Raw genomic sequence first — 15,929 nt, 5'->3', positions numbered from 1 at the left:
TTAAATAAACCATAACAATTTAATTACTAACTAAATATACAGTTTTTCTGATTTTTAGATAAAAAAATGCCGAGAACAGTTGTCTCGGCATCTTATCATTTTAATGTTTTAGTGAGAAAAGCGTTTCGCCTCTATCACATCAGGCAACTGATTAAGTTTTGCCAAAATACGACCTAATACTTGGAGATTATAAATCTCAATATTCATGTCAATTGTCGCAATTTGTTGCTTCACATCACTACGGCTACTGACGCCTAGTACATTCACTTTTTCATTCGCTAAAATAGTGGTGATATCACGTAATAATCCACTACGATCATTGGCAACAACGCGAACAACTAATGAATAGCCACTAGAGTAATTCTCTCCCCATACCGCATCAACGATACGTTCTGGTGCATGAGAAAGCAGTTCAGCTAGTTGCTCACAGTCTGCACGGTGAATCGAAATACCACGACCTTTAGTGATAAAGCCGACGATATTGTCACCTGGAATAGGCTGGCAACAACGTGCAATATGATGCATTAAGTTACCTACGCCTTCGACAACAATGCTTCCACCTGATCCAGTAGCTCTTGGTGCTGGCGTTTTGTTTTCTAGTGTCCGCAGAGCTTCTTTATCTTCATCTTCCGCAGTGGCTTTATTCAATCTACTTTGAATAAAATTCACCAACTGGTTGATTCGAATATCGCCAACACCAATACCTGCTAATACTTCATCAACACTATGCACGTTATAACGTGCAATCAGCAGTTTTTCTGCTTCTTTCATGTTGATATCCATATGCGCCAATTCGTTATCTAAAATCTGGCGCCCAGCAAGAATATTTTTATCGCGATCTTGCTTACGGAACCAGTTATGAATTTTCGCACGCCCACGACTTGTGGTGACATAACCTAAGTTAGGATTTAACCAATCACGACTTGGATTAGGATGTTTTTGCGTGATAATTTCAATTTGGTCACCCATCTGTAATTGATAGCTAAACGGTACAATACGCCCGCCAATTTTCGCCCCAATACAGCGGTGTCCCACATCACTATGAATATGATAAGCAAAATCAAGTGGTGTTGATCCCGCTGGTAAATCAACCACATCACCTTTTGGTGTAAAGACATAAACTCGATCATCAAAGACTTGGCTACGGACTTCATCCAGCATTTCGCCAGAATCCGCCATCTCTTCTTGCCATGCAATCAGTTTACGTAACCATGCAATGCGGTTTTCATAACTGCCTGTACCGCCTTTCGTTGCAGCTCCAGTTGCCCCTTCTTTATATTTCCAGTGCGCTGCCACACCCAATTCTGCATCTTCATGCATTTGGCGAGTACGAATTTGGATCTCAACCGTTTTGCCTTCGGGCCCTAATACAACTGTATGAATAGATTGATAGCCATTCGGTTTTGGATTTGCGACATAATCATCGAATTCATCAGGTAAATGACGGAAATGAGTATGCACAATCCCTAATGCCGCATAGCAATCTTGAAGGCGTTCAACAACAATACGTACCGCTCTCACATCAAATAACTCATCGAATGCGAGATTTTTTTTCTTCATTTTGCGCCAAATACTATAGATGTGTTTGGGACGTCCATAGATATCTACATCGACATTTTCTTCTTTCATATAACCACGTACTGTACTGACAAAATTATCAATGTACTGTTCGCGATCGATACGACGCTCATGAAGCAAACTTGCTATTTTTTTGTATTCATCAGGATGAAGATAGCGGAAACAAAAATCTTCTAATTCCCATTTTAATTGACCAATACCCAATCGGTTGGCTAATGGTGCATAAATATTAAAACACTCTTTAGCAGCCAGTACGCGCTCATCTTCTGTGGCATCTTTCACTTCACGTAAATGGGCAATACGTTCTGAAAGTTTAATGACCACACAACGGAAATCTTCCACCATAGATAACAGCATGCGGCGCACGTTATCTACCTGAACCGAACTTGTTTCATTAGTGTGTGTCGCTTTTAATTGGCGTATGGCATCCATTTCCATAACACCGCGCACTAAGCTCCAAATAGCATCACCAAAGTGTTCAGTAACAATTTCCTGATCAATAAGATTTTCTTCAGCAAGAGGGAAAAGAAGCGCTGCCCTCATGCTGTCTTTATCCATGCTTAGTGTCGAAAGAAGCTCAACCATTTCAACACCACGCCACAATAACAGTTCGGCATCTTCACGCCCTTGAACAGTACGATGGCAGTATTCCCAGGTTTGCATGATTTCACTACCCGCATTGACATGGGTTAAGTTCAAGCTATTGACCCATTTATCAACAGCAAACTCTCCTGCAGGTGTTAAGTGAGCACTTCTTACTGCAACCATATTCTCTCCCTACACGGTATAAATCTTATTTGCGACTTATTTACTGGCTAACTGTTTATTTTCAAGTAAATTTACTTTCGACTAAACAGTGCCATTGATTCCAGATGACCCGTTTGTGGAAACATATCCAACATTTTTAAACCGGTTAACTGATATCCAGAATCTAATAATATCTTACTATCTCTGGCTAACGTGGTCGGATTACAGGAGACATACACGATTTTTTCTGCGGATAACTTCACAATATGTGACATTACCTCCGAAGCGCCTGCTCTTGCGGGATCTAACAACACTTTATTAAATCCTTCTTTCGACCACGACATCGCAGAGAAATCAGCTGATAAATCTGCATGCCAAAAATGCGCATTACCCAGTTGGTTTAGTTCTGCATTCTTTTTCGCCATTTCAACCAGCGCAGGTACACCTTCGATCCCCACCACTTCACTAACACGTTTTGCGATAGGTAAAGTAAAGTTTCCCATACCACAAAACAGATCTAACACGCGATCTTCTGGCGATAAATCAAGCCATTCAATAGCTTGAGCAACCATCTTAGGATTTATTTCATCGTTTACTTGAATAAAATCAGTAGGTGCAAAACGTAAATTTAGACCTTCTATTTGATAGAAGGGTTCCTTCTCAATTGAAGTTAATCGAGCTATCTCGCTATTATCACCTGCAAGATACATCGTAACTTGATGAGTTTGAGAGAAATCACGCAAACTCTGTTTATCACTCTCAGGTAATGGTGATAAATGACGTAAAATCACCAACGGCCCATTATCGGCGAGCACCATTTCAACATGCCCTAAATCACGTACTGATGTTAATTGTTTAAGACATGCCCAAAGAGGAGACAATAAATCATTTAACTGTGGTTTTAATACTGGGCATTTTTTTATCATGACCAAATCATTAGAGCGCTCTTGGCGAAATCCCATCACCAACCCTTTTTCAGGTTGATAACGCAATCCCAATCTTGCTCTACGACGATAACCATATTCAGCGCCGGCAATAACAGGTTCCGCTGAAATCACCACTCCCGTTTCACGTTTAATAAGATGTGATAACACACCCGCTTTTGTTGTACGTTGTAACGCAATCGGCACATGTTGCTGCTGACAACCACCACAACGCTCATAATATTCACAATGAGGCGTTATACGCTGCTCACTGGTAGTTAAACGTTTAATAACCTCGCCTTTAGCAAACTGGCGCTTTTCTTCTGTTAAACGAATACGAGCAGTTTCTTGTGGGAGTAATCCTTTTACAAAAATCGTTTTGCCCTCAGCATGAGCAATACCTTGACCATTTGCATCCAATGCACTGGCGGTCACTTCCAGAATTGTCGCCTGTTTTTTCACAGGACGTTTTTTAGGAGAATAAAACTGCACCATAGTATTAAATTAAGTATCAATGACGGATTAACAGTGAAATGACATCGTTTTAGAATACGCTGTATGTTTTTCAGCGTTACATGAATGACTATGCATTTCAGAAGAAAACATGGGAAGAGTATAACATCGAACAAGTTATTTACTTAACTGATATAAGCAATATTTTTGTTAAATTGAGAAAACTTTTAATGATAACAACCTAAGGCACTCGCTTTATGAATTTTATATTGTTCTATAACTAACAAATATTATATATAACTTTTATATTGAATATATTTACAATTAATAACATCTATTTTCTGTTATTTTAATAAACATTTATTATCACTAAGAAAAGTCTAAAAATTATCACCAATCAATTAGATAGCATTTCTCTTAATGATTACAAATTAATCACAAACCATTAATTTTCTATATTCTTCATAAGCATAATGATCAGTCATTCCACTGATATAATCTTGAATTAATCTGGTACGATAATAAAACTCTAAAATTTTTCCTCTTTCAGTATTTATATCATTTAGCTTTTCTAACATTTCGTTATAAGCCAGTTTATGTTTAACAGAAAGCTTATGATATAAACGCGTCTCAATTACATATTTAGGATGTTCGTTATATTTATGCAATCTTAAAAAATCTTCAGTTGATAATAAAAGCAAGGGCTTATAGATATCCAGTAATCCACTGATCACGCGATATCCTTTCATTTCAAGTTCTTCAACTTCAGGATGGCTAAACACCCATTTTTTAGCGACACTTTTTAATGTTGTTAATAAACGATGCTCAGCACTATTCCCCTCCAATAAGGCGTGATTAAAACTCCCTTCATAAACTTGGGGGAGATTTTTTATAAAACGGTACGCCGTATAAGGGACTAATTTTCCTGTAATATAAACTCGTAAATACATAAAAAACTGATCTTGCATACTACGTTTGGCTTCATTTTGATCAACTTTTTTATAAGCCCGATTCACAGTAATATCGAATAAATCACCTTCGGTCACATCACCATTTTCACGCCATGCATCTCGTAAAAGTTGAACAAGGCGGTTGATATCAAAAATCCCCTTTTCTACCGCATCATCTAAATCCGCAATGCAATACGAGATATCGTCGGCAGCTTCCATAATATATGTGAGAGGAAAGCGACAAAATTCCCCCATATCTAATTTTTCTTGTACTTCTTTTACGAATGCTAATTCAGACCAGTAATACCCCGGTTTCTTCATTAAATAGCTATATTCTTTGGGGATTTCACCTTGCCAATAAGCAGGACGGGTATATTTTAATACACAGCCAATTTGAGCATAGGTTAAATTCAATTTAAGAAGATGATGCGCCATTCGAATAGCTTGAGCATTGCCTTCAAATTGGCATAAATCTTGGCGTAAAGTTTGCCGCAATTCATTTAATTGCACTTTAGCTGAATACTGCATAGGCATAAACGGGCAACTATCGAATTCGGCGGTCGCCTCTGGTGATAATACTTTTTGAAACCAATGCTTAATCGCGGCCTCACCAAAATGACCAAAAGGTGGATTGCCAATATCGTGCATTAAACACGCCATCTCAATTAAACTTTCAAGACTATCGATGCGATCAATTAAGCCATAAGCTTCAAGCTTATTTTGTTTTTTTAATTCACCGATAATTTGTTTAGCGATATAACGACCAATTTGCTGAACTTCAAGAGAATGTGTAAGACGGCTACGTACTGCAGAATTTTGCTCTAAAGGAAAGACTTGTGTTTTTTGTTGTAAACGTCGAATGGCTGCTGAGTTAATAATACGGCCACGATCACTTTCAAATTGACGAGACACCTGTATTTCATCGTTAATATCGATATCACTGCTGTTATATTTGCGTTGATAATTTAACTTCAGCTTAAAATCGATCATTTCTGTCCTCATTCTGGTTTCGATGAAACGAATTCTCTATTCTTTGTGTTATATCGTGTTTTTCCGATAGATGTTAAACTCTATTTAAATTTCTATTTATTATTAACCTACAAGTGAGTATGACACAATGAGAGTTGGCGTAATAGGTGCAATGGAGCAAGAAATCACACTTCTGCGTGAGAAAATTGAAGATTGCCAAATCTTATCTCGTGGCGGTTGTGAAATCTATACAGGCACAATCAACGGTGTTGATGTTGCATTATTGAAATCAGGTATTGGTAAAGTTGCGGCTGCAATTGGCACAACCTTATTGCTTGAGCATTTTCGCCCTGATGTTGTTATCAATACTGGTTCTGCGGGTGGCTTAGACTCAAGATTAAATGTCGGTGATATCGTTGTTTCAACAGAAGTTCGCTATCACGATGCAGATGTTACTGCGTTTGGTTATGAACCTGGTCAAATGGCACAATGCCCTCCTGCTTTTATTGCAGATCCTAAACTTGTTAGCATCGCAGAAGAGTGTATTGAATCGCTAAAATTAAATGCTGTTCGTGGTTTAATTTGTAGCGGTGATGCCTTTATTAATGGTGCAGAGCCTTTAGCGCGCATTCGTCGTACATTCCCAGATGTTGCTGCCGTAGAAATGGAATCCACCGCGATTGGTCATGTTTGCCATCAATTCAACACACCATTTGTTGTGGTTCGCGCTATTTCTGATGTGGCTGATAAAGAATCGCATTTAAGCTTTGATGAATTTTTATCTGTAGCAGCAGAACAATCAAGTTTAATGGTGACAGCGATGTTGGATAAATTAAAAGACTAATTAAGCCGAGATAATCCTAATATCGTTTTATCAATACCCCACCTTTATTTCTTATTTATTCTAAGATAAAAAATAGGTGGGTATTTTTTATTATTGGAAAAGTAATGCGTTTATTTATCAATTTTGGATTATTATTCTGTTCATTATTTTGGCTAAGCTTTGCCATTGCTATCACGCCTGCTGATCGTATTATTACGCTATCGCCATCAGCCACTGAAATAGCTTACGCCGCGGGTATGGGTGATAATATAGTAGGAGTTAGTGCTTACTCTGATTATCCAGCGGAAGCTAAAAGTATTGAACAAGTTGCCAATTGGCAGGGTATTAATATCGAACGCATTCTATTATTAAAACCTGATTTAGTGATTGCATGGCAAGGCGGTAATCCACAACGTTCGTTAGATCAGTTAAAAGCTTTGGGTATTTCTATCATCTATTCTGATCCACAAAGTATTGAAGAAATCGCAGACGATCTCATTACTCTTTCCAATTATAGCCATCATCCTGATATTGCATTAAAAAATGCCCAACAATTACGCCAGCAATATCAAGCGTTGCAGCAGCAATACGCATCAACTATATCGAATCACTCCAAGAAAAAAGTGTTTATTCAATTTGGGATGCAGCCGTTATTTACTACATCAAATAGCTCATTACAAAGCCATATTACTGAACTTTGTGGCGGTGAAAATATCTTCGCTAATAGCTCAGTGTCATGGCCTCAAGTAAGCCGTGAGCAAGTACTTACAAGGCAACCCGATTTAATTATATTCAGTGGTAAAGCAGATCAAATACCTACAGTACAAGCATTTTGGCAACCTCAGCTTACTGTACCGGTTATTGCTATTGATGAAGATAGTTTTAGCCGACCTGCACCGCGTATTATTAACGCAGCACAGCAAGTTTGTAAGGCAATAGCAACGAACCATTAGTAAAATAATCAGTTATTCAATAGCCATTAATACACAGCCTTTTAAACAACCAAAAATAACGAAGAGAAGAGTAACCGCAGACAAAAGTCGTGAGCGAGCAAGTAGTGCAACAAGGCAGAGATAGCACAGTAAGCGGAGCATACATTAGTATGTGAGCATTACGAGCGCAGCCCTAACGCCGTGGCACTACTGCACAGCCACGACGCCAAAGAAGGATCAAATACTAAAGGAGGAACCGCAACCACACGTGCTCTTAGCATTAGGATTCGTCACAATAAAACGCGACCCCTCCAATCCCTCGGTATAATCCACACAACCGCCCACTAAATACTGCAAGCTCATCGGATCAACCACTAAGGCAACGCCTTGTTTTTCTATGGTCATATCACCTTCATTCATTGCATCATCAAAGGTAAAACCATACTGGAATCCGCTACAACCGCCACCCGTGATATAAACACGTAAACGCAGATTTGGATTTTCTTCATCCGCAATCAAATCTTTTACTTTATTTGCAGCCGCGTCAGTAAATTGTAACGGCAGAGCCATATCATCACTCATTGTTCACTCCAGACTGGGTATTCCAGCAAAAAAACAGCCAGCAAAAATTTAATATTCTTGCTGATATAATGTGATGATTATCTAATACCTGCTCATAACCTTCAAGTTTGTTGTGGACAAAATACACTTTTTGCTACCTATCACTTTTTACGATAAACCACATACCCACAATAACAGTGATAAATCAAAATGTTGTTGTCGTATATTTGGCTTCATCTGCATGGTGCTTTAGAATACGCCTTAATCTTACGCTCACCCATCATTAGGAGTCTGACATGAGCAAGTCTGAAACGCTTTATAATCTCGCACAACAAGTGATCCCCGGCGGTGTCAACTCACCTGTTAGAGCATTTAACGGTGTAGGTGGAACCCCTCTTTTTATTGAACGTGCTAATGGTGCGTATATTTATGATGTTGATGGACGAGCTTACCTTGACTATGTCGGCTCATGGGGACCGATGGTTTTAGGTCACAACCACCCTTCCATTCGTCATGCTGTTGCTGACGCTGTACAAAAAGGTCTAAGCTTTGGTGCACCAACAGCTGCTGAAGTTGAAATGGCAAATCTAGTCACTGAACTTGTACCTTCCATGGACATGGTTCGCATGGTGAACTCAGGGACAGAAGCGACAATGAGCGCTATTCGCCTTGCTCGAGGTTACACTGGTCGTGACAAAATCATTAAGTTTGAAGGTTGCTACCACGGTCATGCCGATTGCCTATTAGTAAAAGCGGGCTCTGGCGCATTAACTATGGGGCAGCCAAATTCACCGGGTGTACCGGCTGATTTTGTAAAACACACCTTAACCTGTACTTACAATGATTTGAATTCTGTACGCCAAGCATTTGAAAACTACCCTGAAGAAGTCGCTTGTATCATTGTTGAACCTGTCGCAGGCAATATGAACTGTGTACCACCAAAAGCAGACTTCTTACCGGGCTTGCGTGCATTATGTGATGAGTTTGGTGCATTGCTGATTATTGATGAAGTTATGACCGGCTTTCGCGTGGCATTAGGTGGCGCACAAGCTTACTACGATGTTGATCCTGACTTAACATGCTTAGGTAAAATCATTGGTGGCGGTATGCCAGTGGGGGCATTTGGTGGACATATGGAAGTGATGTCTAAACTCGCACCAATTGGTCCTGTTTATCAAGCGGGTACTTTATCAGGCAACCCCATTGCAATGGCAGCAGGTCTCGCCTGTTTACACGAAGTATCACAACCGGGTGTTCATCAAACATTAAATGAACTAACAACAATGCTGGCTGATGGTTTACTTGAAAAAGCACAACAAGCGGGTATTCCAATGGTTATCAACCATGTTGGCGGTATGTTTGGTCTATTCTTTACGGATGCAAAAGAAGTCACTTGCTACCAAGATGTGATGAACTGCGATGTTGAACGCTTCAAACAGTTCTTCCATTTAATGCTAGAAAAACGCGTTTACCTTGCACCTTCTGCATTTGAAGCTGGCTTTATGTCTATCGCTCATACCAAAGAAGATATTCAACGCACTATTGATGCAGCGGAATATGCTTTTGCTCAGATGAAAGGCTAAGAACCGATTAGTTTTTTGATAAAAATAAGATATAAATAAACAAAAAACGGCACTTATGTGCCGTTTTTATTTTAGCTAATCTACGTGATTACCTACTCAGAAAATAGATCTTGTAACCATTTTGGTGCGCCACTTTCATCAGTATCTTGCTGAATAGGTGTGCACAATCCATCTGGATTTGCTGTCCATACAGGTAGAGTACGAACACCTCCGCCATAACAAGCAAAGTTACCTTGAGCATCGACAGACATTTCTGCGATATCTTCTGGTACTGGTGGATTTAATTTCAGCGGTGCTTGATTTTCTAAATAGTTGCGATATAGCAACAATGCCCCTGTTGAACCCGTTAAGTTCGTTGGACCATTATTATCGCGTCCCATCCATGAAACCGTCACTTCCTTGCCATCTATTCCCGCAAACCAACTATCACGAAGATCGTTAGTTGTACCAGTTTTACCCGCAAGGTTGTAATTGCCAAATTTTGGTTTTAATACGCGCCATGCTGTTCCCGAATTCACCACTTGTTGCATACCAAATAGCGTCATATAAGCCGCTTGAGGTGAAACAGTCGTTTCAGCTTGAGGATAACTTTGGTAAAGCACTGTACCATCTTGGGCAATAACAGAACGCAATGATGATAATTTTGCGCGATTGCCTAAACTACCAATTGTTTGGAAGGTTTGAGCCACTTCCATCGGTGTTAAGTTTAATGCACCTAATAACATCGCGGGCACTTTTTCCAGATTTTCCGCTGGTGCGCCTAAGTTAATCCATGTTTTGATCACTTGGTCTAATCCCACTTCTAAACCAAGATTTACTGTAGGTATGTTACGTGATGTTGCTAACGCATCCACCAGCATTAATTTACCTTTATAACCACGATCGTAGTTACGAGGTTGCCAAGGTTTCCCCCCGGGAATAGGTACAGAAATCGGTTCATCAGCAAGCCATGTATTTAAACGAAAACGATCAGGTTCACTTAATGCGGTTAAATAGGTCGCTGGTTTTGCTAAAGAGCCAATAGAGCGACGAGCCGATAATGCACGGTTAAAACCTGCATATTGTGGTTGAGATCCCCCCACTAAGGCTCTCACTTCACCACTTAAGCGATCCACAACAACCATCGCTCCTTCAAGATCGTCAATTTTACGAACTTTACGGATATCTGCGACCCCCACCTCAACCGCTTTTTCAGCCGCATCTTGTGAGACAGGATCTAATGTGGTGAAAATTTTCGTACCCGATAAATCTTTAACTTTATCGCCCAAGGTTGTTTGTAACTCTTGACGAACCAGTTGCATAAACGCAGGTTGAGGCGTTAACGCTTCGCTACGTGGCTTCACACCTAAAGGACGCGCACTAAGCACATTATAAAGCTCTTGGTCGATTATCTCTTGGGTTTGCAGTAGTTTTAATACTATATTACGACGTTCTAACGCCGCTTTAGGGTTACGCCAAGGATTATAAGCAGAGGCACCTTTAACCATACCCACTAAAAGCGCTTGCTGATCAAGGCTTAATTCATCAACAGGACGACCAAAGTAGTAAAGGCTAGCTAAAGGGAAGCCTCGAATTTGTTCATCGCCACTTTGCCCTAAAAAAACCTCATTAAGATACAACTCTAAAATGCGATCTTTGCTATAACTCGCATCCATAATGATCGCCATATAGGCTTCATTAAGCTTTCTTTTTAATGTTCTTTCGTTAGTTAAAAACAGGTTTTTTACTAACTGTTGCGTTAAGGTACTCCCGCCTTGAACTGCTTTGCCCGCAGTAAAATTCGCTAATACAGCACGACCAATAGAATAAAAGCTGATCCCGTCGTGTTCATAGAAGCGTCGATCTTCTGTTGCAATTAATGTATCCACTAATAATTGTGGGAATTTATCTCTTGCTAAGAATAAGCGTTGTTCACCATTTGCAGATTGCATCATGGTAATTAATTTAGGATCAAGACGGAAAAAACCAAACTGCCGCTGATTATCCATGTTAGTAATACTAACCAAGGAATTCTGCTCAAAGGCTAATTTAGCTAAAATTTGTTCTTCACGACCATCAGGAAAATCGAAAGGTCGGCGCAACATTTCAATCGTGTTGCCTCTTACCACAAATTCGCCAGGACGAGTGATTTTGTTAACATTGCGGTATTGCATCCCCTCAAGTAAGCTCACCATCTCTTTTTGGCTATAATTCATGCCCGGTTCTAAGTTAACGGTACGTCCGTAAACCGCGGCTGGTAATTCCCAAACATTGCCATCAAGACGCTCTTTAATTTGAGAATGTAAATAAACACCATAAATGCCCATTAAAACCGCAACCACAATGGCGATTTTGACAAATAACCAAAACCAAGAACGACCTCTTTTGGTTTGTTTCACTGGTCTTTTCTTTCTACTCATGAACTGTATCTCTCATTAAAACCCCTTTATCACGGGATAAAGAAGCCTAACATTGTCGCTATTTTTCTGTGTGATCCCACAAGAAAGCTCTCAAATACGAATAAAACTAGGGTAAAACTGATATTCATTTATTGGCTATATTTTTTTACTCGTCGTGTGGGTGCGGTATCTGCGGGTGAATCAGGCCATAAATGCTTGGGATAACGCCCTTTCATCTCTTTTTGCACCTCTTTATAACTTCCTGCCCAAAATGTCGCTAAATCTTGTGTTTTCTGAATAGGTCGATGAGCAGGTGATAATAATTCCATCACAACGGGTAATTGACCATTCGCTACAATAGGACTTTGCTGTTCGCCATAAACCTCTTGAATGCGGATCGCGATCACAGGAGGTAACTCCAAATCATAGTTGATAATCACTTTTGTGCCTGTTGGCGCCAAATAATGCGTCGGAAATAAGCTTTGAAGCAACTGATTTTCATGCCATGTTAATTGATTTTTAATAATCGTATTGATATCAATTTGTTGTAATGCCTTTAATGTCTGAACATCTCCCAGCTCAGGCAATAGCCATGTTTCTAACGTTTCAAGCAACATGGTTTCTTCTAAATCAGGTAATAAAACTTCTGGGCACCATTTTTTCGCCAAAGAAAGGCGTATAAACAATTGTTGAGTCTCTTCACTAAGCGCGAGAGTATTTAAACCGTTATCTCTCAACCAATTCAATAATGCTTGTTGCATTTGCTGTTTATTGGGTTTGTCTAATTGGCGCTGGCTTAAGGTTAATCGCCCTAATTGGCGTTGTTGCCATGCAACCAACGTACCGCGTTTTTCATCCCATTCAACAGTTGTATTATTTTCAATAAGCTCTGGAAAAGTTGCTGATATTTCATCGATATCAATCGGTAGCGCTAATAAAATGCGGACATCAGCATAATGCGCATTTTGTAGTAATAATGGTGCTAAGATCCACGCTGAATCACTTATTGAGTGCGAGTGCTCCATCATAGCACCTTGCCCATTTGCCAGGCGAAAACGACCTTGATTATCACGATTTTTAGCAATCCTATCAGGAAATCCAACCGCTAATAATAAACCTAACAATTCAGGACAAAACATCCCTTTCCGATGTTGAGAAAGCTGTTTTTCACGTCGTGTCCAGAAGGTGTTTTTTTGTTGAGCAATCCACTCTAAATTAATTTCTTGTCCTCGGGGTGGCTCTTCTAAGATTGCACATAAGCGTGCTGCCGTCGCAAGATGATTGTCACTTTGCTCACTCGCATAATCTAAGATTGCTGCTAATCGAGGCTCTATGCCCCATCGAGCCATGCGTGAGCCTCGTGCGGTTAATCCACCTTGTTTATCTATTGCACCTAAACGATACAATAAATCTTTTGCGGAATGTAATGCTTGAGGTGTTGGCGTATCTAACCAATTCAACTGATTAATGTCACGACAGCCCCACTGCAAGACAGAAAGCCATAACGACGATAAGTCACTACTTAAAATTTCAGGTGTATGATGAGAAGCAACACGCTCTGCCTGTTCTTGGCTGATTAAATGCCAGCAAATACCCACTTCAAGACGTCCTGCTCGCCCTGCTCTTTGGGTCTGTGATGATTGACTAATTCTTTGACGCAGTAAGCTAGTCACACCGCTTTTCAAATCAAATTGAGCGCGTTTTTCAATAGTGCTATCAAGAACCAAGCGAATACCTTCAATTGTCAGACTGGTTTCTGCAATATTGGTGGCAAGTACGACTTTTCGATAACCTTTTTTAGTTGGCTCAATCGCTTTTTGTTGGTCTGCTAATGAAAGCGCACCATAAAGTGGAAATAGCAAAATATTGCCATCCACTTTATCTTTTAGAATATCTACAACACGCACTATCTCTGCACTACCTGGCAAGAATATCAGCATAGAACCAGTTTCTTGTGCCAATAATCGCAACGCCATTGTGGCAATTTCTTGTTCAAAGGGTTGATGCGTATTGATAGGAGAATACACTCTTTCGACGGGGTAACTGCGCCCTTGTGCACTAATCATGGGAGCATCTGGTAATAGAGAGGTGAGTTTTTGATTATCTAAGGTTGCGGACATAATCAAAACACGTAAATCATCACGTAACCCCATCTGCACATCAAGCAATAGAGCCAGTGCTAAATCTGCCTGTAAACTGCGTTCATGAAATTCATCTAAAATCACTAGGCTCACGCCTGTCAACTCTGGATCTTGCTGTAACATCCGGTTTAATACCCCTTCTGTTACCACTTCAAGCCGAGTTTGTGAGCTGACATTGCTTTCCGCCTTCATACGATAACCTACCGTATTTCCAACTTCTTCATTTAGCTGGCTGGCTAAGCGATAAGCAATGCTTTTAGCCGCTATTCGTCTTGGCTCTAATAAAATGATTTTGCCATCAAAGTAATTTTGTTCCAGCAAATAGAGAGGAAGCGCCGTGGATTTACCAGCACCAGTAGGTGCATGAAGCAAAACTTGTGGGGATTGTTTTAAGGCAGTAACAATTTTTTCTGTTACATCAAAGATTGGCAATAAATGCACACAGGCTCCATGGCTCATTAACTTTCTTGGCTAGGCATTGTAGCATTAGCGCTTTATTAAAGGTCGTATTTTCATCGGAGTTGTCATGAAATTTGAGCAACCACTAAAATCTGCCACTTTACTAAAACGATATAAACGTTTTTTAGCAGACGTTGTTACCCCTAATGGGGAAGAATTCACGCTCCATTGCGCCAACACCGGTGCAATGACGGGATGTGCAACCCCCGGTGATACCGTTTGGTACTCCACCTCTTCAAATGCAAAAAGAAAATATCCGCATAGCTGGGAACTAACTCAAACTCAAACCGATGATTGGATTTGTGTAAATACCTTAAGAGCAAATGGAATTATTGCTGATGCTATTGAGGCGGGTAACATTCCAGAATTATCTGAGTATGACGAGATAAAACGAGAGGTGAAATACGGCAGTGAGAACAGCCGTATTGACATTTTACTTAAATCAAATCATAAAGTTGACTGTTATATTGAAGTGAAGTCAGTCACCTTGCTAGACAACAGTATGGGCTATTTCCCTGATGCAAAGACAGAACGTGGGCAGAAACATCTTCGAGAGTTGACGGCTATCGCAAAATTGGGCTTAAGGGCTGTCTTATTCTACGCAGTTCCCCATACTGGGATTACGGAAGTGACTGTTGCTAAAGAGATTGACCCTGCCTATGCTTCACTGCTAAAAGAAGCGAGTGATGCAGGGGTTGAAATCTTGTGTTATCGCATCAATATTAGTGAATACAATTTAACAATTGGACAGCAATTACCTTTTATTTCAAATGGTTAATTGATTCTTATGGTGTTAGTTAAGCATTTTTTAACTAAAAAAGGACATTTACTTGCGTGCCTTCACACCATGAGAAAACTTATTGAAGGAATAATTGCTATCCTCGCGGGCATCTGCTATTTATAGCGCCCTATTTTTTCCCCTTCCTATTTTGAAGGTGGGGATTATTCAGAAATGCGTATGTAGGAGAAGCATTATGCAAGAAGGGCAAAAGCGTAAAACATCGTCCATGAGCATTCTCGCTATTGCTGGCGTTGAGCCATATCAGGAAAAAGCGGGCGAAGAGTACATGAACGAAGCCCAATTAGCGCATTTTAAGCTAATACTTGAATCTTGGCGCAATCAGCTCAGGGATGAAGTCAACCGCACCGTTACTCATATGCAAGATGAGGCGGCAAACTTCCCCGATCCCGTTGACCGTGCTGCACAAGAAGAAGAATTCAGTCTTGAGCTGCGTAACCGTGATCGTGAACGTAAACTCATTAAGAAAATCGAGAAAACACTGAAAAAAGTCGAAGATGATGACTTTGGTTTCTGTGAATCTTGTGGAGTGGAAATCGGTATTCGCCGTTTAGAAGCTCGCCCTACAGCTGATTTATGTATCGACTGTAAGACATTAGCTGAAATCCGTGAAAAGCAGATGGCTGGCTAATA

The 15,929-nt window shown here is 40.1% G+C and carries 10 protein-coding genes and 1 pseudogene; 5 read left to right on the top strand and 6 right to left on the bottom strand.

The window, feature by feature from the left end:
- Positions 1-108 precede the first annotated feature (108 nt).
- The 3 genes from relA to dgt form a co-directional block, all read right to left on the bottom strand.
- Positions 109-2,346 (bottom strand): GTP diphosphokinase, encoded by a 2,238-nt coding sequence (gene relA, locus GWJ01_RS14085; RefSeq protein WP_098940995.1) that lies wholly within the window; start codon positions 2,344-2,346, stop codon positions 109-111.
- A gap of 71 nt (positions 2,347-2,417) precedes the next feature.
- Complete coding sequence (rlmD, locus tag GWJ01_RS14080; RefSeq protein ID WP_109393321.1) at positions 2,418-3,743, bottom strand: 23S rRNA (uracil(1939)-C(5))-methyltransferase RlmD; 1,326 nt, start codon at positions 3,741-3,743, stop codon at positions 2,418-2,420.
- A gap of 389 nt (positions 3,744-4,132) precedes the next feature.
- Positions 4,133-5,641: a dGTPase gene (dgt, locus tag GWJ01_RS14075; RefSeq protein ID WP_109393320.1), complete on the bottom strand. Its 1,509-nt coding sequence runs from the start codon at positions 5,639-5,641 to the stop codon at positions 4,133-4,135.
- Between the two features lie 127 nt (positions 5,642-5,768).
- Between dgt and mtnN the strand changes: the two genes are divergently transcribed.
- Entirely contained in the window at positions 5,769-6,464 is a 696-nt protein-coding gene (gene mtnN / locus GWJ01_RS14070; protein WP_109393319.1) for a 5'-methylthioadenosine/S-adenosylhomocysteine nucleosidase, read from the top strand.
- A gap of 104 nt (positions 6,465-6,568) precedes the next feature.
- Positions 6,569-7,396 (top strand): vitamin B12 ABC transporter substrate-binding protein BtuF, encoded by an 828-nt coding sequence (gene btuF, locus GWJ01_RS14065; protein ID WP_161711219.1) that lies wholly within the window; start codon positions 6,569-6,571, stop codon positions 7,394-7,396.
- Positions 7,397-7,612: 216 nt separating this feature from the next.
- Here the strand turns inward: btuF and erpA are convergent, their stop codons facing one another.
- Positions 7,613-7,957 carry an iron-sulfur cluster insertion protein ErpA gene (gene erpA, locus GWJ01_RS14060; protein WP_006534944.1) on the bottom strand — a complete coding sequence of 115 codons (345 nt, stop codon included), beginning with the start codon at positions 7,955-7,957 and terminating at the stop codon, positions 7,613-7,615.
- Positions 7,958-8,232: 275 nt separating this feature from the next.
- Here erpA and hemL point away from each other — a divergent pair, with 275 nt between their 5' ends.
- On the top strand, positions 8,233-9,519 hold the full coding sequence (gene hemL / locus GWJ01_RS14055) for a glutamate-1-semialdehyde 2,1-aminomutase (RefSeq protein WP_109401260.1): 1,287 nt from the start codon (positions 8,233-8,235) through the stop codon (positions 9,517-9,519).
- A gap of 92 nt (positions 9,520-9,611) precedes the next feature.
- Here the strand turns inward: hemL and mrcB are convergent.
- Positions 9,612-11,918: pseudogene (gene mrcB, locus GWJ01_RS14050) on the bottom strand (bifunctional glycosyl transferase/transpeptidase); the annotation flags it as partial.
- Positions 11,919-12,046: 128 nt separating this feature from the next.
- Complete coding sequence (gene hrpB, locus GWJ01_RS14045) at positions 12,047-14,479, bottom strand: ATP-dependent helicase HrpB (protein ID WP_161711227.1); 2,433 nt, start codon at positions 14,477-14,479, stop codon at positions 12,047-12,049.
- Positions 14,480-14,564: 85 nt separating this feature from the next.
- Between hrpB and sfsA the strand changes: the two genes are divergently transcribed.
- Positions 14,565-15,275 (top strand): DNA/RNA nuclease SfsA, encoded by a 711-nt coding sequence (sfsA, locus tag GWJ01_RS14040; RefSeq protein WP_109393315.1) that lies wholly within the window; start codon positions 14,565-14,567, stop codon positions 15,273-15,275.
- A 196-nt stretch (positions 15,276-15,471) separates the two neighbouring features.
- Positions 15,472-15,927: an RNA polymerase-binding protein DksA gene (dksA, locus tag GWJ01_RS14035; protein WP_023580786.1), complete on the top strand. Its 456-nt coding sequence runs from the start codon at positions 15,472-15,474 to the stop codon at positions 15,925-15,927.
- Positions 15,928-15,929 lie beyond the last annotated feature (2 nt).

The organism is Proteus sp. G2618 (assembly GCF_009915995.1).
Taxonomy (GTDB): Bacteria; Pseudomonadota; Gammaproteobacteria; order Enterobacterales; family Enterobacteriaceae; genus Proteus; species Proteus terrae.
The sequence above is the reverse complement of the archived record's forward strand: the minus strand, read 5'-3'. Positions and strand labels throughout refer to the sequence as shown.

What these genes read in the sequence shown, in the direction of transcription:
- hemL (WP_109401260.1), top strand. Translation starts at nt 8,233, where the DNA reads ATGAGCAAGTCTGAAACGCTTTATAATCTCGCACAACAAGTGATCCCC.
- rlmD (WP_109393321.1), bottom strand. Translation starts at nt 3,743, where the DNA reads ATGGTGCAGTTTTATTCTCCTAAAAAACGTCCTGTGAAAAAACAGGCG.
- mtnN (WP_109393319.1), top strand. Translation starts at nt 5,769, where the DNA reads ATGAGAGTTGGCGTAATAGGTGCAATGGAGCAAGAAATCACACTTCTG.
- dgt (WP_109393320.1), bottom strand. Translation starts at nt 5,641, where the DNA reads ATGATCGATTTTAAGCTGAAGTTAAATTATCAACGCAAATATAACAGC.
- erpA (WP_006534944.1), bottom strand. Translation starts at nt 7,957, where the DNA reads ATGAGTGATGATATGGCTCTGCCGTTACAATTTACTGACGCGGCTGCA.
- sfsA (WP_109393315.1), top strand. Translation starts at nt 14,565, where the DNA reads ATGAAATTTGAGCAACCACTAAAATCTGCCACTTTACTAAAACGATAT.
- btuF (WP_161711219.1), top strand. Translation starts at nt 6,569, where the DNA reads ATGCGTTTATTTATCAATTTTGGATTATTATTCTGTTCATTATTTTGG.
- dksA (WP_023580786.1), top strand. Translation starts at nt 15,472, where the DNA reads ATGCAAGAAGGGCAAAAGCGTAAAACATCGTCCATGAGCATTCTCGCT.
- relA (WP_098940995.1), bottom strand. Translation starts at nt 2,346, where the DNA reads ATGGTTGCAGTAAGAAGTGCTCACTTAACACCTGCAGGAGAGTTTGCT.